Genomic DNA, 24593 nt, shown 5'->3' on the forward strand with positions numbered 1-24593 from the left:
TAATAGCAGCAACTACCACCCAAAGATATCCGCAGGCAGGTTCTGGATGCGCACATTCGCAGCTCAAAGTATTAATTCTTAAAATGCTCTTATTGCCTATATTTACCGCCAAACCCAAGATGTATGCCATATAGTTTACGCATGAAGTATCTGCTGCGCGCCAGTCTGTTGTTCGTGCTGATCATAATGTGGGGCTGTTTCTCAGAAGCACAGGCGACGCACATCCGCGCAGGAGACATCACCGCCCAACGCGACACCACCCCAAACCCCAATCCACGCCGCTTTTTCTTTACCATGACCATCTATACCGATCAGGCTTCCTCCGCTGAGGACCCCATCGTGTATATGAACATGGGGGGAGGCGTGGTGCTGGAGGTTCCACGGCTCGCAGTGATACCAATCGGGAATGAGACTGACCGGGAGGTATATAAATGGGAGTACACTTTCCCGACCGACGGTACGCACCGGGTGTCGTGGGTGGGCGTAAACCGCAACAACGATATCCTGAACATGGCCCCGCCCTCTGACCAGCGCTCCTTCTTCATTGAGACAGTGATCAACATCAACGCGTTGCGGGGGTTCAACAGCACACCGGTGCTGACGGTGGCGCCAATCGATATCGCGGCGGTGGGAAGAACCTACGTGCATAACCCCGGCGCCTATGACGCGGACGGCGACAGCCTGGCCTTCAAACTGATTGTTCCCCGTTACGAGGACGCCCAGGGGAGGATCACAGTCGTTCCGGGCTACAGCCTGCCGCACCTGACGTTCCGGAACGCGGGTTGCACGACCTCAGACGCCTCTGGTCCGGCAACGTTTTCCCTGGACCCCCTGACGGGTCAGATGACATGGGACGCACCGTGCGTGAAGGGGGAGTACAACGTGGCCTTCGTGGTGGAGGAGTGGCGCGTCTCGCCTGGCGGCGGGGCGGTGAAGCTGGGGGAGGTGGTGCGCGACATGCAGATACTGGTACGGGAGACGCCCAACCGGCCGCCGGTGCTCGAGCCGCGCGACACGTGCATCGTGGCGGGCACGCTGCTCAAAGGCACAGTGTTGGCCACCGACCCGGACGGGGATTTGATAGAAATTACAGTGGCGGGATCGGGCATTGTGCCGCCGGCCACCTTTGAGCAGACCGTACGTGAGCCCGGCCAGGCGGCCGGGGTACTGACATGGCAGACGCAGTGCTCGGATGTGCGGGAGCGGCCCTACCAGGTGGTGTTCCGGGCCGAGGACGTGCGCCCGCCAGGAGAGGCGCGCCTGACGGACGTGCAGCCCTGGAACATCACGGTCGTGGCCCCGGCACCGGAGAACCTGGCGGCAGCGGCCGGCCCGGGGGAGGTGACGCTCACCTGGGACCCCTATACCTGCCCCAACGCCTCTACCATGCGGGTGTACCGGCGGGAGGGCCCCTCCGGCTTCGTGCCGGACGCCTGCCAGACGGGGGTGCCGGCCTCGACGGGTTACGTGCTGATCGGGGAGGTGGACGTCTCCACGGGAACCTTCGTAGACAAAGAGGCGCAGGCCGGGGTGGAGTACTGCTATATCATCTACGCGGTGTTCCCCGCGCCGGGGCGGGGCGAGAGCCTGGCCTCTAATGAGGCTTGCGTGGGCGTGGAGCGCGACATCCCCTACCTCACCAACGTGACGGTGGAGGAGACCTCGGCCACGGCGGGGCGGGTGCTGGTGCGATGGACGCCCCCCGAGCCGGGGCAGCTGACGCCGCCGCTGGAGTATCGGCTGCTGCGCAAGCAGGGCCAGGAGGCGGGCGAGGGCTACGTGGAGGTATTCCGCAGCCGCAATATGGCCGACACCTCCTTCGTGGACACAGGTCTGAACACACTGGAATTAGGCTACCGTTACCGCCTGGAGCTCTATCAGGCGCCGACCGCGGGGGGGCAGCCCACCGAGTTGCGGGAGGGCGCGGAGGCCTCAAGCGTGCGGCTGGAGGTGAGCCCGTCGGCGGGGGACGAGGCGGCGTTTGAGCTGACATGGACCTACCAGGTGCCCTGGGACAACGGGGTACTGCCCCACCGCATTTACCGGCGGGAGCCGGGCGGGGACCTGACGCTCATCGACAGCGTTGGGGCCACGGCCACCGGGGGCAGCTACACCGACAGCGGCCCGGGGCTTAAGCGCGGGGAAGACTACTGCTATGTGGTGGAGACGGCCGGGGCATACACCGTGGCCGGACTCCCCTCGCCGCTGCTCAACCGGAGCCAGGAGGCCTGCGCGCGACTCGAGAAGCTGGTGTGCCCGCCGGAACTGAGCGTGGACGCACTGGACTGCGAAGCCTTTGCCCGCGGACCGCGGGAACCGCCGTTCCAAAACGTGCTGACGTGGGTGCCGGCCTCTTCGGCGGACTGCACCCAGGACATCGCCTTCTACACGGTCTACTTCCGCGCCTCGGCTGGTGGGGAGTATGCGGTGCTGGGCACCACGGAAGAGACCACCTTCGTGCATGATGGGCTGGAGTCCTACGCAGGCTGCTATGCAGTGAGCGCCACGGACGCCCTGGGGCGGGAGAGCGCCCTGAGCAACGAGGTTTGCAAGGACAACTGCCTGGGCATCGTGCTGCCCAACATCATCACCCCCAACGGTGACGGGCGGAATGACAAGTTCCGGCCGGCCGGGCCAGGGGCCTCGTTCATCCGGGGAGTTGAGTTCCGGGTGTTCAACCGCTGGGGCGTGGAGGTATACAGCAGCTCGGCCGGGGCAGGGGGCGGCGACGCACTGCTCATTAACTGGGCCGGGGTAGATGGGCAGGGCAACCGCCTCACCGACGGCACCTACTTCTATGAGGCGGAGGTGGAGTTCCATGCGCTGGACCCCGCCAACGCCCGCGCCACCTACAAGGGGTGGGTGGAGATCATAAGGTGATGCGTTCTTTCGATCCGGAAAAGCTGCAGGGGGAGTCCATTGTTTTTTACGATGGCACCTGCGGCTTTTGCCAGGCAAGCGTACAACTCGTGCTGAAGCATAACAAGCGCCACAATTTAACTTTTGCGGCGCTGCAATCCGGTGTGCTAGAGGCTTTGGTGCCAGCCGCGCGACGCCCTGATCCCTTGCCGGACTCCGTTGTTTTCTATGAGCAGGGCCAGCTCTATACGGAGTCGGATGCGGTGCTGCGTATTGCGCGCCATCTCAGTTTTCCATTCGCGGCGCTTTACTATTTCCGGTTTATTCCTTTATCTTTCCGCAACTTTGTGTATCGCTTCATCGCCAGGCATCGCTATAAAATAGCAGGCCAGGCACAGGCGTGCATGCTGCTCGGCCCGGAAGAACGGGCGCGGTTTGTAGCGTAAATCGGTAAGGTTAAAATACTGGATTGCTGTTTGGGTAGATTGCCAAAACCTGACATAGCATGGGCAAACTAATCCTGCGGTTTAGCCATGCAACAGTCCAACAATTCAAAAGGAAACGAATAAAGATAAACGAACATCGAATGAAAAAGGCATACATTTTCCCGGGGCAGGGATCGCAGTTCCCGGGTATGGGAAAAGACCTGTATGAGCAGCATGAGGAAGTAAAACAGCTGTTCGACAAGGCAGATGAAATATTGGGTTTCTCTATCACAACCGTGATGTTCAACGGCACGGATGAAGAGCTCAAACAGACAAAAGTAACGCAGCCCGCTATTTTCCTGCACGCTGTGGCGCAGGCTGCCGTGGCCAAGGATTTTAAGCCGGATATGGTTGCCGGCCATTCGCTCGGCGAGTTCTCGGCGTTGGTGGCGAGCAAAGTGCTTCGCTTTGAAGACGGCCTCCGGCTGGTGTCGAAGCGCGCGCTGGCGATGCAGGCTGCCTGCGAGGCAAACCCTTCTACCATGGCAGCCATACTAGGGTTAGAGGATGCAAAGGTAGAGGAGATCTGCGCCTCAATCGATGGCGAAGTGGTGGTGGCAGCCAACTTCAACTGCCCTGGCCAACTGGTGATTTCCGGAACCAACAGGGGGATTGAGATCGCGTGTGAGAAAATGAAAGAGGCTGGAGCCAAGCGGGCACTTCCATTGCCTGTGGGCGGTGCGTTCCACTCGCCCTTGATGAAGCCGGCAGAGGAAGAGCTGGCGAAGGCCATCAGCGAAACAACCTTTAGCCAGGGTATATGCCCCATCTATCAGAACGTGGACGCCCGGCCGCATACGGACCCTGAAGAAATCAAACAGAACCTGATTCAACAGCTGACTGCCCCGGTGCGGTGGACGCAATCGGTGCAGGCCATGATAGCCGATGGCGCCACACATTTTATAGAGTGTGGTCCGGGCAAAGTGTTGCAGGGGCTGGTTAAAAAGATTGACAGAAACGCAGAGGTCAGCTCAGCAGAATAAGCTTTGTGCGCATATATAACCAACTGCTATAGCGTTCTATATAACAAGAAGGTCCTTCCCGGCGCTATGCCGGGAAGGACCTTCTTGTTTCATGTTTACCCGCTCCGCCTGTTGCTTGTCCTGAGGAATCAGAGAAAAAAGTAAGCTGCATATTGTCTGAGGAGGGTAGAATGAACTTTGAAAACAGGTATATTTATCTTGTATATTCAGCTCGCCTATCCTGCTAAGACAACACTATGTTCACAGGTATATATAATACCAAGTGATCTAAACCTTCTTCCATATATGGCTTTATCCTTTTGAATAAAATGAAAGGCGAATGGGTTTCTTACTTTAGCTATGGAAGGAAGTATATAGGATTTGGTATAAAATGTATCAGACGCAGGCGGGGGTACTCTGGCTTTGTATTTTATTGTCTGGGAGGTTTACAGCCGCGCGGGCCACTGTTTGCGACCATATGCAACTTGCATCATGTATATATAACCCTTTAAATTTGTAGCCCTCGAACTGTTTTTATGCAAACAAAGAGATCGTTTCTGCTGTGGCTATTCGTATTTGTGGTCCTGAACCTCTACGTGAATCTTGTGCCGCGGCTTTTTGATCAGAGCAGCATTACATGCTGGGGAGCCTACTGGCTTGCTTTCTTCGCTTTTACTTTTCTGACAGCAAGGTATGTCCTTCGGCTCCAGGGGCTGCAGTCGTTTGGGATGCGCCCGCACAGAGGGTGGCTCCGGCATATAGCAATCGGGTTTGTGGTAGGCTTTGGCATATATGCGGTGAAATACCTCATCTCTTATGCGCTTGGTAAATTCGAGGTAGCAGGCACAATGGACACCGCTTTTATCTTTATGCTGCTAGCCCAGGCCTTGCTGGCGATGTTCTTTTCGTCGGCTATCAACGAGGTAGTGATCAGGGGCTACTGGCTGGCTTACCTTCGGGAAAAGCACCTGCTGACATGGTTCCTGCCCGTCGTAACGGTGCTGTACATACTCGATGATTGCTGGAATGCAGGTTTTCATGCGGAGAATGTGGTGTTCTCCGCCATTCTGGGATTTACGTTTGCTTATGCGGTGCTGAAAACCGGCAACCTCTGGCTGTCGATCGGGTTGCACTGGGGCGGAAACGTGATGTACAGAATGCTGTATGGCTTTAACGGCCAGGGCGTGTGGCGACTGGAAAACATAGCAGATCAGCCTTTCTACGACTATATAAGCCTCACTGTAACGGCGCTTATGTTCCCGGTGGTCTATAGGCTTCTGAAGAGCAGATTAATATACGTTGATGCGCCGGCTGATGCAAAACAGGAACCCCTTTCCGCGGGTACGGCCCGGTTAACCTGATTATATCCGATATGAATTCTGAAAACAGAAAGGAAGTGCTGCAACTGGTGGATGCTGCACATGCCAGGGTAGAGGCCTTTTACCCGGACGCACCCGTCTACCGGCAGACGCCCGAGTGGGAGGAGAAATGGAGGCTGCTGCTCTCAGACCTGTCGCTGCACCTGGCGCAGGATGCCTTGAAAGGCGAAAGCATAAACAAGGGTTCGCTAAGGAACCACCTGTTTGCCATCCTGAAGATCTGTGATGAGTTTTTCCCCGATGAAAACTACAGAAAGGCAGCCGAGTGGGTGGATCGTGCGGAAGCAGAAAAATAACTCTATTCCAGCAGGAGCAAAGCGGCTGCGCTTAAGCCCCTCCCATATACTCTCGGACCTCTAACGTATCCGGGCACAGTTCCAGCAGTTCCCTTACCGTTTTCCCCAGCAGAGGGTGCAGCAGGGTGGGGGCTATTTCTGCGAGCGGCAGCAGCGTGAAACGGCGCAGGTGGAGCTGCGGGTGCGGAACGGTGAGGCGCTGGCTTTGCAGCACCCGGTCTTCATAAAAAAGAATGTCGATGTCGATGACACGGGCACCCCAGTGCTCCCGCCGCACCCGGCCCAGTTCCTGCTCCAGGCTGTTGATTTTCTCAAGCAGCTGCGCCGGCCCGAGCGGGGTCTGCACCTCCAGCACCTGGTTCAGAAAAGCAGGCTGCGCGGTGTTGCCCCAGGCAGCCGTCTCATATAATTTAGAGCAGCGCACGATGCTGCCTACCTGCGCGGCAATCCCCTCACGGGCCTGCGCCAGGTATGAAATGCGGTCGCCGAGGTTGCCGCCGAGCAGCAGGTAGGTGTCAGGCATACTTCCGGAAAAAAGCCATGGTCAGGTCTGCGGCGGCGCGGGCCGGGGCTGGCAGCTCGGTGTGCGGATACGGGTGCTCGCCGCCGAAGGAGTGGTTTGCGCCGGGCAGCAGGTGCAGTTCCGCATCGGGCTTCCACTTCTTCAGGTCATAGGCCATCTGCACCGGTAGCGTCTCGTCCTCCTCGCCGTGGAGGATCAGCAGCGGCTGCCGTACTTTCCGGATTACCTGCGGTATGTCGAGGCGCGCGCGGTTCTGGTAAAAGTCCTCCACCATCTGATAGTAGAGCGGCATCTGCTGACCGGTGCGGCCATTCAGCACATACTGCACCCCCTGCTTTTTCCACTGTTCCATATGTAATTCCGTCCAGCGCTGGTCGTAATCGCTGATGCCGGCCCAGGTGGCCACGGCATTCACGCGGGGCTCCTCAGCAGCCTTCAGGAGAATGGCGCCGCCGCCACGGCTGTGCCCGATCAGGTAAATGCGTTTCAGGTCGAGTTCCTGGCGCTGAATGGGTGGGTTCGCCTCGTGGAGCAGGTCGATCAGGGCCTGCAGGTCGTCCAGCTCCAGGCTGAAGTTGTTGTTACCAAAGGCCTCCATGTCGTGCATGTCGCTGTGGTCTTCCACGGTGGTGCCGTTGTAGGCAAAATTAAACTTCACGAACACAAAGTCCCGTTCAGCGAAGTAACGTGCCAGCAGGTTGAAATGCCCCCAGTCTTTAAAGCCTTTAAAGCCGTGTGTGAAAATGACGATGGGCTTCGGCTGGCCATCGGGCATATAGGTGGCGTCAGCGGTGAACGGGCGCCCGTGCTCGGGGTATACGACAAAATCTACTTTCATCTTTTTGCTTGTAAATTGTTCGTTTGATGAGCCGTTGAATCAATTAATCAACAGAAGACCAGCTCATGCAGGAAGGTTCTTCCTGAACTTCCACAAAGGTAGCTTTCTATTTTACAGCAAGCATGCAGCCTATATAAACGACAGGTGCAATATCAGGAAAACGTTTCACTGAGCAGATAGCATCTGCCGTCGAACCTTAGCATGCGACTGCAAACGCCACCCGGTTATATATGGGATGCGCCTGCAAAGGTTGTACGATCGCCGTCCTGCTATCTGAAGTTATTGCACCGATGCTATATATCTTTAAAAGCGATGCCCCGCCTCCTTTCTAAAGTAAGAACACTTTAGAACGCGCTTTCCTTCCGGTTACTTTCAGCAAAAATAAAACCATTCAGCCTTTCAGTTCTTAACAAATGAGTTGGCAACCACAGAGGTATATAGCCGATGCAACCAGAAATTACAACAAGCGGGCGGCAGCAGCAAGCAATCCGGTAATTAACCGGTAATTAAACGCTGATTTGCCGATGCACGTTTGGAAACCACTCTGCGACATAGTAATATTGCGGTCTTAATACATGAGCATCAGCCTAAAGGATATACAAGCGCCCATTGCGCCGGAAATGCAGCTTTTCGAGAAGAAGTTCAGGACGTCGATGAAGTCGAACGTGCTGCTTCTGGATCGTATCATGAGCTACATCGTGAAGCGCAAGGGCAAGCAGATGCGGCCGATGTTCGTGTTCTTCACAGCCAAGCTTTTCAGGGAAAGCATCGGCGACTCCACCTACCGTGGGGCGGCGCTGATCGAGTTGCTGCACACCGCCACGCTGGTGCACGACGATGTGGTGGACGACGCCAACTACCGCCGTGGTTTCTTCTCCGTGAATGCCCTCTGGAAAAACAAAATTGCCGTGCTGGTGGGCGATTACCTGCTCTCCAAAGGCCTGCTGCTCTCGCTGCAAAACGATGATTTCGACTTGCTCAAGATCGTGTCGAACGCAGTGAAGGAGATGAGCGAGGGGGAGCTGCTGCAGATGGAGAAAGCGCGCCGCCTTGATATAACAGAGGAAGTCTACTTTGATATCATCCGGCAGAAAACGGCCTCCCTGATTGCCTCCTGCTGCTCGGTAGGGGCCGCCTCGGCGGGCGCCTGCAAAGAGGAGGTGGAGAAAGCCCGCCTGTTCGGGGAGAAAGTAGGGATCGCTTTTCAGATCAAGGACGATCTTTTCGACTACGGGACAGCCGAGATCGGCAAACCGGTGGGCATTGATATCAAGGAGAAGAAGATGACCTTGCCGCTGATCCACGCCCTCCGGCAGGCCGACTGGCTGACCAAGCGCCGCATCATCTACAACGTGAAAAACAACAACGGCGACAGCAATCGGGTGCAGCAGGTAATTGATTTTGTGAAGAAGTCGGGCGGCATCGAGTACACGATACAGCTGATGAACCGCTACCATGCCGAGGCGCTGGCCATCCTGAACACTTTCCCGGCTTCCCCTTCGCGGACCTCGCTGGAGCAACTCATTGCGTACACCATAGAACGGGAAAAATAGCGTTTTCTACGTTTGGGTACTATATTTTAAACTTTTTGTGGTGTTTTACAGTAGCATGCCTAATGCTGCCAGAACTATTTGCCCCAGAACTGGTTCTGTTACTTTACATACATGTACATGATGCGTAAGGCCCTACTCTTCGTCAGCCTCCTGGTGCTGTCGGTTCCTCTTGGTGTGCTGGCTCAGGACCACGAGCCTGTATTTGTGCATGAGCGATACAAGCACCCCACCGAGCTGTTTGCCCAGAACATGCTGCCTGATGTATATGAGCTGTCGAAGCTTTGTGTGAATTCCGTAACGTTTGTCCGGTTTATAATCGGTGCCGACGGGAGTGTGAAAAGCGTGGCCTGCACCAAGGACACGCCAACGGTTATTGCTGCGTCGCTGAAAGAAACCGTGCTGGCCACAAGCGGCAGCTGGCTGCCTAAGGAAGTGAACGGGAAGGCGGTGGATAGCAAACCGTACCTGTTGCCGGTCATGTTTAATGTGAACTACGGATGTCCTAAAGCTGACAAAAGCACGAACAAGTTTGAGGAGGCCGTGCGGCGGGTGCTGGTTTTCGACGATGGCACCGTGGCGGAGTCGATGGAATGCACGATGCTGCCTCCGATGGTACAGCGCTATACCAAAAACTGACCCCGCTCCCGGCAGGGTTTTTATATCACTGCCCGGAAGACGGACTGTAGTTGCCCCGCTTCATAAGAGCCATTCCCTTTAAGCACACTTTTTCTGAAGGCTATATAGCTGAACCATATATGTCTTATCCCATGCCTGCAGCCGAGGCCGACGCGCAGACAGGTCGCGGCTTGTCTCTACTAGGGATTGCACCAGGTGCAAAGGCTCCTATATTGGAAGGGGAAAAATCGCCCTGATGCCCCTGCAGTGCGGGTATATAAAGGGTAAAGCATCAGAACGAATCATCCTGTTTAAAAAGACCATCTCTTAAAAAATCGGCTCTAAGGCCATATATAAAAAAGTGTGTTTATATATAAACTGTGGCGTTTGAGGGAGCGGATCTTTAAATTGCAGCGGCACGATACACCTCCTACACATGGGCATCAACACCACTTCCTGGAACCGCTTACGGTATACCTTCTATCTACCCCTATATGATTTCGTGGCCGACCGCATCTTCCGGCGATACAGACAACGGTCGGTCGTGCTGTTAGGGGCTGCCCCCTCCGATGCCATCCTGCTGCTGGGGGCCGGCAGCGGGCTCGATCTGCCTTACCTGCAGGGCTACACTAATCTCACCGCCATCGACATAACGCCGGGCATGATCACGAAACTGAAGAAGCGGGCGCAGGAACTCCATATACCGGTACAGGCGCAGGTAATGAACGGGCAGGAACTCCAGTTTGCCGACGCCTCTTTTGATGCGGTAATCCTGCACCTGATACTGGCCGTGATCCCGGACCCGGTGGCCTGCCTGCGGGAGGTGGAGCGGGTGCTGAAGCCGGGGGGCACTGTGATGGTGTTTGATAAGTTCCTGCCGGATGGGCAAAAGCCATCGCCCTTGCGCCGCCTGCTCAACCAGCTTACCAGCACCCTCTTCTCCGACATCAACCGCCGCATTGGCGACATTGTTGGCCACACCTCTTTGCAGGTAGAACTGAATGAACCCACAGCCTTGGGCGGTGCTTTCCGGATTGTGCGGCTGCGGAAGCCGGGGTAGGCTACTTGCATATCCTTCTGGCTACAGCAACAGCGTGTCGATCTGGTGCGCCTGCACCATCTTTGTGCAAGGCGACCAGGCGAAGGCTGTGAAGCGGCCATCCTGAGAGGCTACCAGCGCAATAGCATCCTGCTGATCTTGCACGAACTGCGCCGCGGACAGGTGCCGGGTACCGCCTTTCTGCGTGGGATGGACAATGCAGGGTTCGGAGCCAAGAACGGGCTCCGTCACCATCATCTGCTCCACCGGTGCTCTCCCTACAGGCCGGGTTATCTTGGCGCCGAAAGCGATTAATTCATACTGATCGGTGATGATGGTTGCCCCGTCTACAGCAGTGAAGCTGGCGATACTGTCGATAGCCTCCCGTAGCGCTCCCTGCCATTCGGGTGTGACTTTCTCGCGCTCGTCCTGTTTCATCAGGTCGGACAGCCCGAAAAACGGGGGCTCTATCAAATGCAGGATCGGGTGAACCATTGAGGCCTGCCATGCAGCAGTGCCTGCCGGCACAATGAGCAGGGTGCCCCCGTGCCTGTGGGCGCGCATGGATAAGGCTAACTGCACCAGCGCATTAACAGGTTCATCCCAGGAGGAGGAGGACCCCAGGCCTAGCAGTGAAGTGAGCAGAGCCGGGCATTCCGTCAGGTGTGTGCTGCTTTCATCTATCACCTTCACCTGCTCCCCAACCAGCACAGCCATATTTTTAAATTTCACGAGTCCTTCTTTTCGTTTATGCTTCACCACCAGCATGCCCGGCTCTGAAACATCCACGACAAAACAGAAATTCGGCAGGTGGCGGGTGGTGCCCCACACGTAAAGTTCATCCTGCTCATACCAGACCCCGAGGTGAATGCCGGGGCGCTCTACACCGGGGGCAAGTTTTTTGAGGTTATTGGTGGAAAGTTTCAGCCGCTGCCCGAACCGCACTGGCTGCACGGCCTGCTCCGGCGGGAGGAAGGCAAGGGAAATCCTGGGCGAGAACCCTTCCTCCCGCCGCAGGCTCGTCCAGAAAGCGGCGTCAATGATGCCCTCGATTGCTTGCGCATGTGGTTGTACGGCCTGTCGCTTGTCCCCGCTTCGGCGTGCCGTGGCGATATGGCGGGTGTAATGGCTCTCTACCGTTTCGACGATGGTGATAGCCGTCTGGTATTTTGTTAAGTGGGCCGGTGTTACGGTTTGGCTGGTCATGTGGGAGAGCTCTAAAAGGGTGGGGCGCTCACCTGAAAAGGGCACCTGGGCATTGTGCTGTTATACCCGAAATAATTTGGTTCTGCTTCGTACAGCAGGGTTCTTACTATTTTTTACGCGGCCTGCTTGTTTCCGTTTACTTTATATTGTTATATATAATATATGTTAAATTTTGTTTTGAAGCAGCTGATGCTGCTGCCAGCCAGAGGGTGAGCCGCCGCTAGTTCAGTTCTTGACAGATTGGGAACGGTGCCAGAAGCAGCTCATCAGGACCAGCAGAAAGAGTGAACAGACAGAGGTTGAACGTTAAAGGAAAGACACTTTCTGGATAGCTATATCCGGTGAAGTTGTTTTTAACTTAATTTCCTGCTCCTGTACGTTTTTGCCATCCCACACCCGCACGCTGTACAAACCGTCAGATAACTGGGACAGATCGAAACGCACCCTGGTTCCGCTTTCCACATGCGATAGCGTTTTAATGGCAATGGTATTGCCGGAGGAATCTTTCATGCGGATGATCATTTTCGGGGTATCTGTGGCCTTAATGATTACATCCACTTTTGAGTTGTCGATCACAAAAGCAACGGGATCAGAGGTGGCTTGCGTTTCGTGTCCATTGCCAGTGGTGCCTGCGGCAGAGGCAAAGCTGGGAGACGAGGTGCCTACGGTGAAGGCTACGAAGATGGCGGCAAATAAAGTTTTCATGATTTAATTTTTTAAAGGTTATGATGTCTGAATTTTATATTGGCAGCAGTTTTTTTTGCTGTCTGATGATTCAAAGAGACTACATTTCTGGTTAGCGAAAAAATGGAATAGACCGGCGGCCTGAGGGCACCGACGGGAATGGCTCTACAGGCTGCCAACGGGACTAAGCGCGTAAACAGGCTGATAAACAAGGTTGTATAGAGGGGATAGGCGGGTTCTGTCGGTTCGATCGGGGCTCCTGTCGATCCAGGATGCTAAAACTTGCCAAAAGAGGCGGGGCTGGCATTTAGCTTTGACAATGCCGGAGCAGTTTCTTATATATAGGAATATTCGCGTAAAAGAGCTATGTTTAACATAAGATGTAGTTATACCGCAAACACGCTCCAGAGGCTGGAATCGCACCCGCTGTTTTTGGTACTTTGGCAGGAGCAGAAACTGCCGACGGTTTTGTTTATATTGCTCCGCATATATAGTATATTCGGCAGCCCAGTTCCGATTATCGTTCGTTTTCGACAGATAACGGGAACAGACTTCCGTTTACACCATAGTTGGGTGTCATTATAAATTAAGAAATGAAAAAATATATACTCGTTGTTGCTTTAGCTACTTCATTCCTTGGTTGCAAACCTGCACAAAGAATATCACCTGTTGAGGCCGCAAATAAACTTGGCCCCAATCCTCACTTCATTATAGACGGACAGGCATCTGATAAATCCGCAATGCAAACAATGGAAGCTGAAGATGTTGCCTCTTTAACAACTTATTTTGGAAAGGACGCCACAAACCGATACGGAGATAAGGCTAAAGATGGAGCCGTTGAGATTGAAACTAAAGCATTTGCTAAGGTTAAGTACCAGAAGGTGCTTAAAGAAGCAAGTAGTGATTATAATAAACGACTTGAGATTGAAGGAAGTGACGACAGTTTCCAATATATCCTGAATGGACAAGTGTTAACAGATAATTTCGCAGGTGACTTGGCCAGCATAACACCCGACTTATTGAAAGAAGTGAAGGTTGTTTGGGGTGAGGAGCTAAATAGTAATTTCAATGCAAACGGAAAGAAAGCTGTAGTTATCATTGTCGCATCGCCGCCCAAAAACCTCTACAACGGCAAGGAAAAATTCAAACAAAAATAACGTCACCCAACACTGTATAAAAATCATGCTACGGCCGACGTCCTTGCACATTTTTTATACGAGGCCGTTGTATGTAACCCGAATAATGAAAAGAGTCTTTGATTTTAGTATAGTTGATTGGATTAGCAAAGGTGTGGACCAGCATAGCTTTGGTAAGGTAAGTAATTTGCTGCCTCTAACCTTTGACAGCTACATCAAAATACTAATGCCTATTTGCATAGATAAGAAAATGCCAATTAAGGAATATTCTTACAATGCCAAATCAGTTGAAGACCTTAATAAAAGGGTAGAGTTTTGGAATAAGTATGGAATAAGCAATGGCCATCCAGCCAAAGACAGATTGGAAAGAACTTCCTATAAAGAACTGTCCAAAGAACTGAACATCCCTTACAATAAGCACATAGACACTCAAAGTATTTGGAACATTGATAAGCAATGGCCACCAAATTTAGGAAGCTTGCTTGAAGTAGATATTGAAACTCTCAATGAAATAATCAACATTATTGGTGCAGCAACTCCAACCTTCTTCTATGGTGACGTGCTTGATGGCAAAGGTTTTCATGAAAATGAAGAAGTTGTGGATTGGCTTTTCTTCGGGGAGTTGTCAGAACTTACAACACTTTACGTTGAGCAGAATCAAGACTTTCCAAGTTACTTCTTTGCAGAAAACAAAGGTTGGTGTTTTTGCCATCCTGAAGACCAAGGCTTCCTACTGCTTGGCTGTGGCGAAGAATTAGCAAATAAGATTCTTAAATCTGAATTTCTTGAGTGTTTTGAGTTTGACCAGCAGGAACGAATAATAAAAGAATAAGAAAAAGGGCTCCACACAACGTCTTGTGTATACCCTATGCTTCGTCTGAAGGCCTTGCACAGGGTATACACAAGACGTTGTGCAAAATTTTGATAGTATAAAGTATAATAATGAAATCAGTGATTACAATTCTATTCCTTTTTATTGCGCTTCAGTCAAGCGCTCAAAAGATCAAGTTCAAAGACGCTAACCTCAAAAAAGCTTTGATTGAACTTGGGTACGACTTCAATAAAAACGCTGAAATTGAAAAAGCCGAAATAGATACAGTCTCCATACTCAAAGTATCTAAACGTAACATTTCGTCACTTGACGACCTTGTTCACTTTGAGAATCTTAGAGTTGTTCATGCAATGACGAATAATATCACCAATATTAACGTGTTCTTTGGAAACTCAACAATAGAAGAGTTATACATTGGAGAGAACAAACTCGGTCCAAAACTTGTGCTAAAGGATATGCCGAATTTGCGAGGAGTTTATGCTTTTCGCAATGAATTAAAAGATGTTGAATTCAGCGGGAATCTTAACAAAATGAGATCCTTATACCTTCAAGGAAATTTGTTTGTACATCTTGACGTACACAATCTACCAAACTTAGAAAGCTTACAACTATTTGAATGTGATCAATTAAGGACTGTTGATATTTCCAAAGACACCAAGCTTAGGCAATTTTTCTTACTTGACTCAAAGGTTGTAAATGTCGCTTGGAAGAATCAAGATGTCAAAACAATCTTTATTGAAAGAAAAGCCGAGACTGAAGTTCCTACTCAACACGATAGTATAAAGACCGCGCCTACATTTAAAGTTAAAGAAGGTGTGAAAGTAAAGACAAAGTAAAACTTAGCACAACACGAGCTTCACGGTAGCTGCGCCACCGCAAAGCCAAATACGTTAGCTTAACATAATTGGGCTTTTGAGACAGCAGCCAAACTACTGCTGCTCTATATAAAAGCCATCTGCTGACATGATACAGCAGACGGCTTTTATCTTTTGCCAGCTCTGCTCCCATTACTCCCAGCCACATATGAACCGATAAACAAGCAACGGCTCCCTACTTCTCCGCCAGCAACTCCTCCATCGTCTTGTTGAAGTCGGCTACCCAGTCCTCGTAGTACTGGCCGGTGCCGGGGCCGGAGAAGCCGGTGTGGATCTTGCGCACTTTCCCGTCGCGGCCAATGAAGATGGTGGTCGGGAACGACATGACGTGGTTGAGCGCAGGAAGCGCCTGGGCCGCAGCCTCTTTATCCGACACGCCGGCCACCAGTAACTCATAGCCAACGTCGAGGCGTTCTTTCATTTTGGCGAGGCGCGCGGCGGCTTTCTCAAACTCCGGGCTGCGCTCAAAGCCAAGCCCGATCACCTCAAGTCCTCTGTCCTTGTTCTTTTCATAATAGGGGGCTAGGAACTGCGTTTCGTCCATGCAGTTCGGGCACCAGGAACCCAGCAGTTGCACCAGCACCACCTTGCCCTGGTATTTCGGGTCAGCCAGAGACACCTGCTCGCCCTGCAGGTTCGGGAACGTGAATGACAGGGAGTTATATCCCTCTTTCAGGTAGGTGAGGGTGTCGGCGCTGGCAAGTGCGGCGTCCGGGTTACGCCTGGCAGTCCAGCTTTCGTAGCCGCTCATGCCAGAGTAAAAATCACCCTGCAACGTGCTGTCGCCGCTCGGTTTTGCCGTGAACAGGTAGGTATGGTTGCCGTCGAAGGTAGAGAGTTTCAGTTCATCGCCCGCAACCTGCCCCTCCAGGTAGCGGTAGTCGCCCGTCTCTGTCAGAAAGGTGCCGGTCACATCGTTATCCTCCTGTTCGAACAGGCCGATGGCGTTGTAGCTGCCGCCTGCCGTATCCGAGAAAACGACCTCCCATTTACCGCCAAAGTTGAAAGTGGCCGGGGCCGGGTCTGCCGTAAAACGGTTCTGCTGCCCGTGCACCGCCGTAAACGGTATAGAGTAGCGCGTTTCGGTGTCGTTCTTCACAAAGCGACCCTGCATGGTGTCGCCGTCTGCTTTGGCAATCAGGTCGGCATCAAACATGTGCAGCCCTATTTTCACCGAGTCGCCCTGCGGCTGCAGGTCGTCCAGCAGAATGCGCTCCTCGCCGTTGAGGAGGTAGAGCACTGTTTTTCCCTCTTTTTGCTCCGCCTCCATCAGGAAAGGGATTTCCTGGCCTTGGGCCTGCAGCGCCACGCGCCAGGTACCGGTTCGTATCGTGTTGTCAGTAGCTTCCATGGAGTTGCAGGCGCTTAGCAGTTGTGATATTATAATTGTCAAAAACAAAATAAGGCTGGCAGGGGTATTAAGAAAATGATGTTTCATGCGGTAAACATTTAAAAAAATATGCGTGCGCAAAAATACAGCATCTGTATTTAATTTCTGCATGCCGCACACAGGGAACACAACATTAGGTAACCGCCTATATTCATGGGGGCTAATGTTTTTCAAGATATATAGATTTCGTACATTTGTGAACTTCATCAAGAAGCATTAAAAAACACTAACAATAGCAAAACTATGGCATTTGACTTAGGAATGATCAAGGCAGTATATGCCGGTATGGCCGAGCGGATATCCACTGCACGCAATAGAGTTGGCAGACCGCTCACCCTGACAGAGAAAATCCTGTACGCGCACCTTTACGAAGGTCCGGCGACAGGGGCACACGAGCGCGGCCAGTCTTACGTGGATTTCGCGCCGGACAGGGTAGCCATGCAGGATGCCACGGCACAGATGGCCTTGCTCCAGTTCATGCAGGCCGGAAAGCCGACCGTGGCGGTTCCTTCTACAGTACACTGCGACCACCTGATTCAGGCACGCGTTGGCGCCGACGCTGACTTGCAGGACGCCTACACAGAGAACAAAGAAGTATATGATTTCCTGGCGTCGGTGTCGAACAAATACGGCCTTGGCTTCTGGAAGCCGGGTGCGGGCATTATCCACCAGGTGGTGCTGGAGAATTACGCTTTCCCGGGCGGTATGATGATCGGAACGGACTCGCACACACCGAATGCCGGTGGCCTGGGGATGATCGCCATTGGCGTGGGCGGTGCTGATGCCGTGGACGTAATGGCCGGCATGCCTTGGGAGCTGAAGTTCCCGAAAGTGATTGGCGTAAAGCTGACCGGCCGCCTGAGCGGCTGGACTTCACCGAAAGACGTGATCCTGAAAGTGGCCGGTATCCTGACGGTAAAAGGCGGTACAGGCGCGATCGTGGAATATTTCGGCGAGGGTGCCGAGTCGATGTCCTGCACGGGTAAAGGCACGATCTGTAACATGGGCGCTGAGATCGGGGCAACCACCTCCGTGTTCGCCTATGACCCTAAAATGCGGGAGTACCTGATGGCCACGAGCCGTGAGGAGATCGCAGAGATGGCGGATGAAGTGGCCCAGCACCTGCGTGCAGACGACGAAGTGCTGGCTGACCCGGCTGCTTTCTATGACCAGCTGATCGAGATCAACCTTTCTGAACTGGAGCCGCATGTGAACGGCCCCTTCACGCCGGACGCAGCGTGGCCCATCTCCCAGTTTGCGGCTGTCGTGAAAGAGCACGGCTGGCCGGCCAAGCTGGAAGTAGGCCTGATCGGTTCCTGCACCAACTCCTCTTACGAAGACCTGACCCGCTCCGCCTCTATTGCAGCACAGGCTGTGGAGAAGAAACTGGTGGCGCAGGCCGAGTTTACGATCACGCCTGGTTCCGAGATGGTGCGTTACACCACCGCCCGCGACGGTTTGTTGGATACGTTTGCAGAGATGGGCGGCGTGGTGCTGGCAAACGCCTGCGGCCCGTGCATCGGCCAGTGGGCCCGCCATACCGACGACCCGACCCGCAAAAACTCCATCATCACCTCGTTTAACCGTAACTTCGCCAAGCGCAACGACGGTAACCCGAACACGCACGCGTTCGTGGCTTCGCCTGAAATCGTGACGGCGTTCGCCATCGCCGGAGATTTAACATTTAACCCGCTGACCGATACCCTGACAAACGAGGACGGTGAGCAGGTGCGGCTGGATGAGCCGAGGGGCATTGAGCTGCCAACACAGGGCTTCGCCGTGGAAGACGCTGGCTACACAGCCCCTGCGGAAGACGGCAGCCAGGTAGATGTGGTAGTGGACCCGGCGTCTGACCGCCTGCAACTGCTGGAGGGCTTTAAGCCATGGGAAGGCACAGACCTGAAAGGCCTGAGGCTCCTGATCAAGGCACAGGGCAAGTGCACGACCGACCATATCTCCATGGCAGGCCCGTGGCTCAAGTACCGTGGCCACCTCGACAACATCTCCAACAACATGCTGATCGGGGCCATGAACGCCTTCAACGGCGAGGCGAACAAAGTATATAACGACATGACGCGCGGCTACGATACGGTTCCCGCCACTGCCCGTACCTACAAAGCGGCCGGCATCGGCACGGTAGTGGTAGGCGACGAGAACTACGGCGAGGGCTCTTCCCGTGAGCACGCTGCCATGGAGCCGCGCCACCTGGGCGTTCGCGCGGTGATCGTGAAGTCATTCGCGCGTATCCACGAAACCAACCTGAAGAAGCAGGGCATGCTGGGGCTTACCTTCGCCAACAAAGCTGACTACGACCTGATCGAGGAAAACGACACCATTGATATCCTTGGCCTGACCGATTTCAGGGAAGGGCAGCCGCTGAAAGTGGTGTTGCACCACAAAGACGGCAGCCAGGACAGCTTTATGGTGAACCATACCTACAACCAGGGGCAAATTGAGTGGTTCAAAGCCGGTTCTGCCCTCAACCTGATCCGACTGAAGGAAAAGGGTGCCATCGCTTAGGCACGCGCATTCTTATATATAAAAAGAGAAGTCCTCCCGATCGGGAGGACTTCTCTTTTTATATAGGCCTGGTAGTTTTATACCATGGTTATATATGGGTGTAAGTTTATAGCTAAACCTTAGCGTCAGATTTACCTGTTCCGTACCAGGACGCGCTCCACGTAGCTGGTGTTGTTGTAGAGTACGCGCGCAATATATACGCCCGCGGCCAGCCTGCTGACATCGTAGTGCACGTTTGATTCCGAGACAGAATAGGGCGGCGAAACAACTTTGCCCGTGATATCAGTCAGAGTAAGCTGCGGGCTGGTGGTGTTGCTGCTCATGTCGAGCGGCCCGGTCAGGGTAAGGGCAAGGACCTCCGTTGCCGGGTTAGGGTAGAGGGTAACGTGGTCGGCATAGATTTGCAGTTCCTGACTTGTGCTGCTCTGCACGCAGCCAAGGCTGTCGGTGGCTGTCAGGGTGATGGTATATAAGCCGGCCTCCTGGTAGGTATGGGTGGGGTGAATCTCGGTGGAGGAGGTGCCGTCCCCGAAGTCCCAGGCCAGGTTGGCGGCATGCTTGCTGAAGTTCAGCAGGCTTACTGCCTTGCCCATGTTCCCAAAGGCCTGCGCCAGCTTAAAGTTAGCCCTGGCTTCTGCCGGAATCTTATAAGAGTAAGGCACCGACCTGCTTTCAAAAAGCGAGTCGGCGTTGCTCACGTAAATGGTTTTGTCTGTGTAGAGGGCACCCGCCGGAAAGGAATCGCCTGAGCCCAGCAATTCTGTCTTATCCTGATCGGCGTAGAAACGGAAGTTGCTCCCTTTATCGGGCGTGACGACAACCGGCGCGCCCGCACATATACCCTGCACGATACCGGTAGGCAGCGGCCCTGATTTAATGGCCTGGTACTTTGCCTGTGCCGCCGCGGCATGTGTTTTCAGCTTACCGAGGTCGTCTGCCGCCAGCAGGGCGAACGCCACAGTCCGTGTCTCGCCCGGGGCAAGGCCGGCAATCGTACCTCCCACCACATGCGAGATGTTGTTGCCCCGCTTGCCGCCTGCCCGTTTCCTGCTGATGCCCCTGGCGATCACCTTGTACTTCTCAGCATCAGAAAAGCCGTCGTCCACGGTCACGGTCGAGTCGTTCCCGCCAATGTTATCGATCGCGTGGTAGATGGGCGCGTTCCGGGTCAGCAGCTTAATGCCGGCGTAGGGCAGGGCGGAGGAGGTGTTGTAGGCGTAGCCCAGGCGCAGCAGCGTATCATAGGCGGCCGCATTCTGCATATAGTTGCCGATGTCCCAGTCGGCGTAGATGCCGGCGTGCACTTGTTTGATCGTGTCCGGGGTAACATTGGTGAGCTGGTATTCCACAATGATATAATCCTGATCCGGGGCTTCCATCCAGGCAGAGGCCACCTGCTTTACCCTTACCCCCGCCTGCCTGTCGCCTGTGGCCGCCATCAGCGTGCGGGCCTCCTGCGTGGCGAGAGGGGTGTCGTAATGCAGCCGCACCGCTCCGGCTGATTTAAAGTTCTCGTCGTTGAGCCACCGGTCGTTGTGCAGGTTGTCGGAAACAGCGCCGGCGTCTGTGGCCACCATCAGACCTCCCTCGAACAGCAGCGAAGGACCGCCTTTGTATTTCACGCCCACTCCCTGCTTAAAGTTGAGGCCGTTGTAGCCGATGTTTCCCACATTGTTCAGCGTTACGTGCAGGTTGTTGGCCGTCAGTGTCACAAAGCTTGGGTTGATGACCAGCGTGATATACTGGAAATCATTATAGGTGCCGTCCTTAAAGCCGAAGCGCAGGCGCACGAGGTGGTTGGCAGGGGCCTCTTCCGCAATATTCAGGATAAACGGCCGCAGCCCGGTGGTGGCGGTGGCCATGGTGGCAACACTTCCCAGGCTCAGCGTGCCCCGCTCCACCTGCACATAGGGTGAGGCGGAAGTCAGCGTGACCTCAAGGGCCGCGGTCGGGGAAAGGTAGTTGACAAAACTGGCGTCCAGGGCTACCTTGCTGCCCGCATAGGCCAGCTGCGTGCTCAGCGACAGGCCCGACGAGGTGCAGCGCACCGACCGCAGGTTCGTTTCCCTGAGGGCCCGCTTCAGGTTCAGCCGACCTTTGCCGAGCATCTCCAGGAAAGGCTGGTTCCCGGGCAGGTAATAGATGTCATCAGCTGTTACGCGGATGCGCTCTGCCGCCTGTAGCGCCGTCAACTGCGGGTACTTCGACCTGACAAGCGCAGCGCTTCCGGCCACAATGGGAGAGGAAAAGGAAGTGCCATAGGCGCCGCCATACGCGTTGTCGCTGCTCATGGTGGCCGTGTACACGCTCTCGCTCGGTGCGGTCAGGTCGATGTGGTAGTTGTAGGTGTGGTCTTTGTACTTGACGTCTTTAGGGTTGGTGCCGCCCACGGACAGCACATTTTTGTAAGCTGCCGGGTAGATGTCTACCAGCTTGTTTGTGTTTCCGGCGGAGGCCACGATCAGCACGTCCTTGTCGAGTACGGCGTAGTTGATGATATCCTGCTCGTACTGCGACTGCCCTTCACCGCCCCAGGAGAGGTTGATCACCTTAACGCCTTTATTGGCCGCGTACACGATCGCCTCATAACCACCGAATGGGCCGTTGGCGACCGATGAGAATACCTTCAGGGGCAAAAACCTGGTGTTATAGCCGAGGCTGGAAATACCCTTGGCGTTGTCGGTGGCGCCGGCCGCCACTGCTGCTACGCCGGTTCCGTGCCCTTTCCACGGCGTGTCGTCAAATACATTGTTGTCTTTGTCGGCAAAGTCCCAGCCTGAGAAGTTGTCTATATAGCCGTCCCCGTCGTTGTCTATGCCGTCAACCGGGTCGCTGTAGTTGTGCTTCACCTTTGTGCTGAGTTCCTCGTGTGTCAGCCCGAAGCCGGTGTCCAATATGGCAACGACCACGTTGGTATCGCCCTTTTCCACCGTCCAGCCCTCATAGGCCTGCACCAGTTTCAGGTAATACTGCCGGGTCGTGACTGAGTCCGCGAAGGGGTCGTTGGGCTGGATGAGCGGTTCCCGTAGATAGAGCGGCTCCACGTAGGTGACCACCCCCGTCGCCAGCAGTGTCTGCTGCACCTGCTCCAGGGTAAGGCTGTCGGGATACTGCAGTTCATATATATGGGAGAGGTCTACGGCAGGGGCGGCCTTGCGGCTGTTAGTGGCCTGGGCTGTCTCCTGCCCCGGGAACTTCTGCCGCGGCACTTTGGCGCCCACGCGCTGCAGAGCCGACTGCAGGGTGCTGCCAGTGCGCTGGGTAGTGCGGGCCATCTGGCCATAGCCAGGCTTCAGTTTGTACACCACCGTGCGCGGCACCGTCTTTCCCCCGGTTCCGGTTCCCGGCAGGCGCTGTGCGTACAGCAGGGGCATAAACACAAGCGCCACCAGTAGGGTGCAGAGGCCACGCTTCAGCAGTTCTAGTTGGGTAAACATGCAATCAAATCAGCTAAATTTTTAGTGCAACGATGTCTGGATGCTGCGCCAGGGTAACGTCTGGTACGGGATTAAGGGCTGCGGGTTGATTTTGACACGCTGCCATATCCTTACCAATTTTTTACGTATCTTTCCCTAATGCAGTACAAAAATCCTGTGTTTATGCCTATAATAAATATACTATTAATTATAACTTAAAAACAAGATTTAACCTGCTAAAAGTACGGAATTAAAGTATATATGTTCTATTATATAAGCGAATTACTATGAATTTAAATTTAGTGGATAAGCATCAGTCTACTATCGATACGGCGGTTCGTGCCCTGCATGAGCGGACCTTCTTTGCTCACTACCCCGAGAACCCCTCTCCGGACGTATACGGCGAGCACGCCGATAAGGAGGGCCGCGAAAAGTACAAGGCGCATCTGAACCAGAAGTTTGAGGAATTGCTGCAGCAGGACCCGGAAGCTTGGGTAGGGCAGGAGGAGTCGCCGTACGAGCAGCAGCCCCTGGGCGTGAAATACCCTTTCTTCTCCCCTGAAACCCTGGTTTCGCGTGCTGAGGAGGCTTATCACCAGTGGCGCAAGGTAAAGCCTGCCGACAGAGCGGCCATCCTGGTGGAGTCGCTGGAGCGCCTTAGAACCCGCTTCTTCGAGATTGCCTACGCCACCATGCACACCACTGGCCAGGCCTATATGATGTCGTTCCAGGCATCGGGGCCACACGCAGCGGACCGTGCGCTGGAGGCCGTCGCCGCCGGCTTTGAGGAGCAGACCCGTTTTCCGGAGGCCGCGGCCTGGGAGAAGCCGATGGGCAAGTACAACCTTAAACTGAACAAGACCTGGAGAGCCGTGCCTAAAGGCGTGAGCCTCGTGATCGGTTGCGCCACCTTTCCCACCTGGAACACCGTGCCCGGCATGTACGCCAGCCTGGTGACGGGTAACCCGGTCATCATCAAGCCGCACCCGAAAGCCGTGCTGCCGATTGCCATTGTGGTGGCAGCGGTACAGAAGGTGCTGCAGGAAAACGGCCTGAACCCGGACATCTGCCAGCTGGGGGTGGACGCAGACGACCATCTGATCACAAAAGACCTGGCCGAGCACCCGAAAGTAAAGTTGATTGACTATACCGGTGGCACGGAGTTCGGCAACTATATAGAAAGCCTGCCGGGCAAGACCACCTTCACGGAGAAAACTGGCGTCAACTCCATCATTCTGGACTCGGTGGATGACATCGATAAAGTGGCACAGAACCTGGCCTTTTCCGTTACCTTGTATTCGGGGCAGATGTGCACGGCGCCGCAGAACTTCTTTGTGCCGGCGGGCGGCGTGAAGGCGGGCGGCGAAACAGTGCCGTATGCGCAGGTGGTGCAGAAGATCGCAGATGCCGTCACAGCACTGGTAAATAACCCAAAGGCGGGCCCGCATATACTCGGTGCTATACAAAACCCGGCTACCGCTGCGCGCGTCAAAGACGCGGCCTCGCTAAAAGGCAAAGAGGTGCTCAGCACCTGCGAGTTCCAGCACCCAATGTTTGCCAACGCCCGCACCTGCACCCCGGTTATATATGAGGTGGACGCCACCGAGAAGGAAAGCTACAGCCGGGAGCTGTTCGGGCCCATTGTGCTGGTGATCAAAACCAGGGACACGGCGCAGTCGATCCAGATCGCGAAAGAGATGGCGCAGAATTACGGCGCTATCTCCTGCGGGGCCTACACCACCGACCCGGATGTGAAAGAGCAGATTATGGATGAGATGGGGCTGGCCGGTACGCCGGTGTCGTTTAACCTGACGGGCGGCATCTATGTGAATCAGAATGCCAGCTTCTCCGACTTCCACGTGACCGGTGGGAACCCGGCGGGGAACGCCTCTTTTACAAACCCGGAGTTTGTGATCAAGCGTTTTACCTGGGTTGGTTTCCGGGAGCCTGCGGCAGGCTGAAAAGAAAGCGAAGAAAAGCAAGAA

19 protein-coding genes are annotated in these 24593 nt (G+C 54.5%); 13 read left to right on the plus strand and 6 right to left on the minus strand.

What is annotated here, in order from left to right:
- Positions 1–123: 123 nt before the first annotated feature.
- The 5 genes from ABD920_RS06850 to ABD920_RS06870 all read left to right on the plus strand — a co-directional run bounded on the left by ABD920_RS06850 (position 124) and on the right by ABD920_RS06870 (position 5981).
- A complete protein-coding gene (locus ABD920_RS06850; protein WP_345157786.1) occupies positions 124–2880 on the plus strand; it encodes a T9SS type B sorting domain-containing protein in 2757 nt (918 codons plus the stop codon).
- A complete protein-coding gene (locus ABD920_RS06855; protein WP_345157787.1) occupies positions 2880–3305 on the plus strand; it encodes a thiol-disulfide oxidoreductase DCC family protein in 426 nt (141 codons plus the stop codon). Before ABD920_RS06850 ends, ABD920_RS06855 begins: the two co-directional genes overlap by 1 nt.
- 140 nt (positions 3306–3445) lie before the next feature.
- Positions 3446–4327 carry an ACP S-malonyltransferase gene (gene fabD, locus ABD920_RS06860; RefSeq protein WP_345157789.1) on the plus strand — a complete coding sequence of 294 codons (882 nt, stop codon included), beginning with the start codon at positions 3446–3448 and terminating at the stop codon, positions 4325–4327.
- A 515-nt stretch (positions 4328–4842) separates the two neighbouring features.
- The gene (locus ABD920_RS06865; RefSeq protein ID WP_345157790.1) at positions 4843–5667 is read left to right on the plus strand and encodes a CPBP family intramembrane glutamic endopeptidase; all 825 of its coding nucleotides are present in this window, start codon (positions 4843–4845) and stop codon (positions 5665–5667) included.
- A gap of 11 nt (positions 5668–5678) precedes the next feature.
- Positions 5679–5981 (plus strand): hypothetical protein, encoded by a 303-nt coding sequence (locus ABD920_RS06870; protein WP_345157791.1) that lies wholly within the window; start codon positions 5679–5681, stop codon positions 5979–5981.
- 31 nt (positions 5982–6012) lie between these two features.
- Here the strand turns inward: ABD920_RS06870 and folK are convergent, their stop codons facing one another.
- Together folK and ABD920_RS06880 are read right to left on the minus strand one after the other, a co-directional pair.
- A complete protein-coding gene (gene folK, locus ABD920_RS06875) occupies positions 6013–6504 on the minus strand; it encodes a 2-amino-4-hydroxy-6-hydroxymethyldihydropteridine diphosphokinase (RefSeq protein ID WP_345157793.1) in 492 nt (163 codons plus the stop codon).
- Positions 6497–7342, minus strand: a complete 846-nt coding sequence (locus tag ABD920_RS06880; RefSeq protein WP_345157794.1) for an alpha/beta hydrolase family protein — start codon at positions 7340–7342, stop codon at positions 6497–6499. Before ABD920_RS06880 ends, folK begins: the two co-directional genes overlap by 8 nt.
- Positions 7343–7917: 575 nt before the next feature.
- Between ABD920_RS06880 and ABD920_RS06885 the strand changes: the two genes are divergently transcribed.
- The 3 genes from ABD920_RS06885 to ABD920_RS06895 all read left to right on the plus strand — a co-directional run bounded on the left by ABD920_RS06885 (position 7918) and on the right by ABD920_RS06895 (position 10570).
- Complete coding sequence (locus ABD920_RS06885) at positions 7918–8895, plus strand: polyprenyl synthetase family protein (RefSeq protein WP_345157795.1); 978 nt, start codon at positions 7918–7920, stop codon at positions 8893–8895.
- A gap of 117 nt (positions 8896–9012) precedes the next feature.
- A complete protein-coding gene (locus tag ABD920_RS06890; protein WP_345157796.1) occupies positions 9013–9531 on the plus strand; it encodes an energy transducer TonB in 519 nt (172 codons plus the stop codon).
- 415 nt (positions 9532–9946) lie between these two features.
- Entirely contained in the window at positions 9947–10570 is a 624-nt protein-coding gene (locus ABD920_RS06895; RefSeq protein ID WP_345157798.1) for a class I SAM-dependent methyltransferase, read from the plus strand.
- Positions 10571–10591: 21 nt separating this feature from the next.
- Here the strand turns inward: ABD920_RS06895 and ABD920_RS06900 are convergent, their stop codons facing one another.
- Positions 10592–11755 (minus strand): putative sensor domain DACNV-containing protein, encoded by a 1164-nt coding sequence (locus tag ABD920_RS06900; RefSeq protein ID WP_345157801.1) that lies wholly within the window; start codon positions 11753–11755, stop codon positions 10592–10594.
- Between the two features lie 306 nt (positions 11756–12061).
- Complete coding sequence (locus tag ABD920_RS06905) at positions 12062–12460, minus strand: hypothetical protein (RefSeq protein WP_345157804.1); 399 nt, start codon at positions 12458–12460, stop codon at positions 12062–12064.
- Positions 12461–13032: 572 nt separating this feature from the next.
- Here ABD920_RS06905 and ABD920_RS06910 point away from each other — a divergent pair.
- The 3 genes from ABD920_RS06910 to ABD920_RS06920 all read left to right on the plus strand — a co-directional run bounded on the left by ABD920_RS06910 (position 13033) and on the right by ABD920_RS06920 (position 15243).
- Positions 13033–13596, plus strand: coding sequence for a hypothetical protein (locus tag ABD920_RS06910; RefSeq protein ID WP_345157806.1), 564 nt, complete (start codon positions 13033–13035; stop codon positions 13594–13596).
- An 85-nt stretch (positions 13597–13681) separates the two neighbouring features.
- Entirely contained in the window at positions 13682–14407 is a 726-nt protein-coding gene (locus tag ABD920_RS06915) for a hypothetical protein (protein ID WP_345157807.1), read from the plus strand.
- A 110-nt stretch (positions 14408–14517) separates the two neighbouring features.
- On the plus strand, positions 14518–15243 hold the full coding sequence (locus tag ABD920_RS06920; RefSeq protein ID WP_345157809.1) for a leucine-rich repeat domain-containing protein: 726 nt from the start codon (positions 14518–14520) through the stop codon (positions 15241–15243).
- Between the two features lie 214 nt (positions 15244–15457).
- Here the strand turns inward: ABD920_RS06920 and ABD920_RS06925 are convergent, their stop codons facing one another.
- Positions 15458–16633 carry a peroxiredoxin family protein gene (locus ABD920_RS06925; protein ID WP_345157811.1) on the minus strand — a complete coding sequence of 392 codons (1176 nt, stop codon included), beginning with the start codon at positions 16631–16633 and terminating at the stop codon, positions 15458–15460.
- A 282-nt stretch (positions 16634–16915) separates the two neighbouring features.
- Between ABD920_RS06925 and ABD920_RS06930 the strand changes: the two genes are divergently transcribed.
- Positions 16916–19192 (plus strand): aconitate hydratase, encoded by a 2277-nt coding sequence (locus tag ABD920_RS06930; protein ID WP_345157813.1) that lies wholly within the window; start codon positions 16916–16918, stop codon positions 19190–19192.
- Positions 19193–19323: 131 nt separating this feature from the next.
- On the opposite strand, the gene ABD920_RS06935 is transcribed toward ABD920_RS06930, so the two are convergent.
- Entirely contained in the window at positions 19324–22629 is a 3306-nt protein-coding gene (locus tag ABD920_RS06935) for a S8 family serine peptidase (RefSeq protein WP_345157815.1), read from the minus strand.
- A 266-nt stretch (positions 22630–22895) separates the two neighbouring features.
- Between ABD920_RS06935 and paaN the strand changes: the two genes are divergently transcribed.
- Positions 22896–24569, plus strand: coding sequence for a phenylacetic acid degradation protein PaaN (gene paaN / locus ABD920_RS06940; protein ID WP_345157817.1), 1674 nt, complete (start codon positions 22896–22898; stop codon positions 24567–24569).
- The last annotated feature ends 24 nt before the right edge of the window (positions 24570–24593 follow it).

This window comes from Pontibacter saemangeumensis, from assembly GCF_039541895.1.
Lineage (GTDB): Bacteria > Bacteroidota > Bacteroidia > Cytophagales > Hymenobacteraceae > Pontibacter > Pontibacter saemangeumensis.

What these genes read in the sequence shown, in the direction of transcription:
- ABD920_RS06850 (WP_345157786.1), top strand. Translation starts at nt 124, where the DNA reads ATGCCATATAGTTTACGCATGAAGTATCTGCTGCGCGCCAGTCTGTTG.
- ABD920_RS06855 (WP_345157787.1), top strand. Translation starts at nt 2,880, where the DNA reads ATGCGTTCTTTCGATCCGGAAAAGCTGCAGGGGGAGTCCATTGTTTTT.
- fabD (WP_345157789.1), top strand. Translation starts at nt 3,446, where the DNA reads ATGAAAAAGGCATACATTTTCCCGGGGCAGGGATCGCAGTTCCCGGGT.
- ABD920_RS06865 (WP_345157790.1), top strand. Translation starts at nt 4,843, where the DNA reads ATGCAAACAAAGAGATCGTTTCTGCTGTGGCTATTCGTATTTGTGGTC.
- ABD920_RS06870 (WP_345157791.1), top strand. Translation starts at nt 5,679, where the DNA reads ATGAATTCTGAAAACAGAAAGGAAGTGCTGCAACTGGTGGATGCTGCA.
- folK (WP_345157793.1), bottom strand. Translation starts at nt 6,504, where the DNA reads ATGCCTGACACCTACCTGCTGCTCGGCGGCAACCTCGGCGACCGCATT.
- ABD920_RS06880 (WP_345157794.1), bottom strand. Translation starts at nt 7,342, where the DNA reads ATGAAAGTAGATTTTGTCGTATACCCCGAGCACGGGCGCCCGTTCACC.
- ABD920_RS06885 (WP_345157795.1), top strand. Translation starts at nt 7,918, where the DNA reads ATGAGCATCAGCCTAAAGGATATACAAGCGCCCATTGCGCCGGAAATG.
- ABD920_RS06890 (WP_345157796.1), top strand. Translation starts at nt 9,013, where the DNA reads ATGATGCGTAAGGCCCTACTCTTCGTCAGCCTCCTGGTGCTGTCGGTT.
- ABD920_RS06895 (WP_345157798.1), top strand. Translation starts at nt 9,947, where the DNA reads ATGGGCATCAACACCACTTCCTGGAACCGCTTACGGTATACCTTCTAT.
- ABD920_RS06900 (WP_345157801.1), bottom strand. Translation starts at nt 11,755, where the DNA reads ATGACCAGCCAAACCGTAACACCGGCCCACTTAACAAAATACCAGACG.
- ABD920_RS06905 (WP_345157804.1), bottom strand. Translation starts at nt 12,460, where the DNA reads ATGAAAACTTTATTTGCCGCCATCTTCGTAGCCTTCACCGTAGGCACC.
- ABD920_RS06910 (WP_345157806.1), top strand. Translation starts at nt 13,033, where the DNA reads ATGAAAAAATATATACTCGTTGTTGCTTTAGCTACTTCATTCCTTGGT.
- ABD920_RS06915 (WP_345157807.1), top strand. Translation starts at nt 13,682, where the DNA reads ATGAAAAGAGTCTTTGATTTTAGTATAGTTGATTGGATTAGCAAAGGT.
- ABD920_RS06920 (WP_345157809.1), top strand. Translation starts at nt 14,518, where the DNA reads ATGAAATCAGTGATTACAATTCTATTCCTTTTTATTGCGCTTCAGTCA.
- ABD920_RS06925 (WP_345157811.1), bottom strand. Translation starts at nt 16,633, where the DNA reads ATGGAAGCTACTGACAACACGATACGAACCGGTACCTGGCGCGTGGCG.
- ABD920_RS06930 (WP_345157813.1), top strand. Translation starts at nt 16,916, where the DNA reads ATGGCATTTGACTTAGGAATGATCAAGGCAGTATATGCCGGTATGGCC.
- ABD920_RS06935 (WP_345157815.1), bottom strand. Translation starts at nt 22,629, where the DNA reads ATGTTTACCCAACTAGAACTGCTGAAGCGTGGCCTCTGCACCCTACTG.
- paaN (WP_345157817.1), top strand. Translation starts at nt 22,896, where the DNA reads ATGAATTTAAATTTAGTGGATAAGCATCAGTCTACTATCGATACGGCG.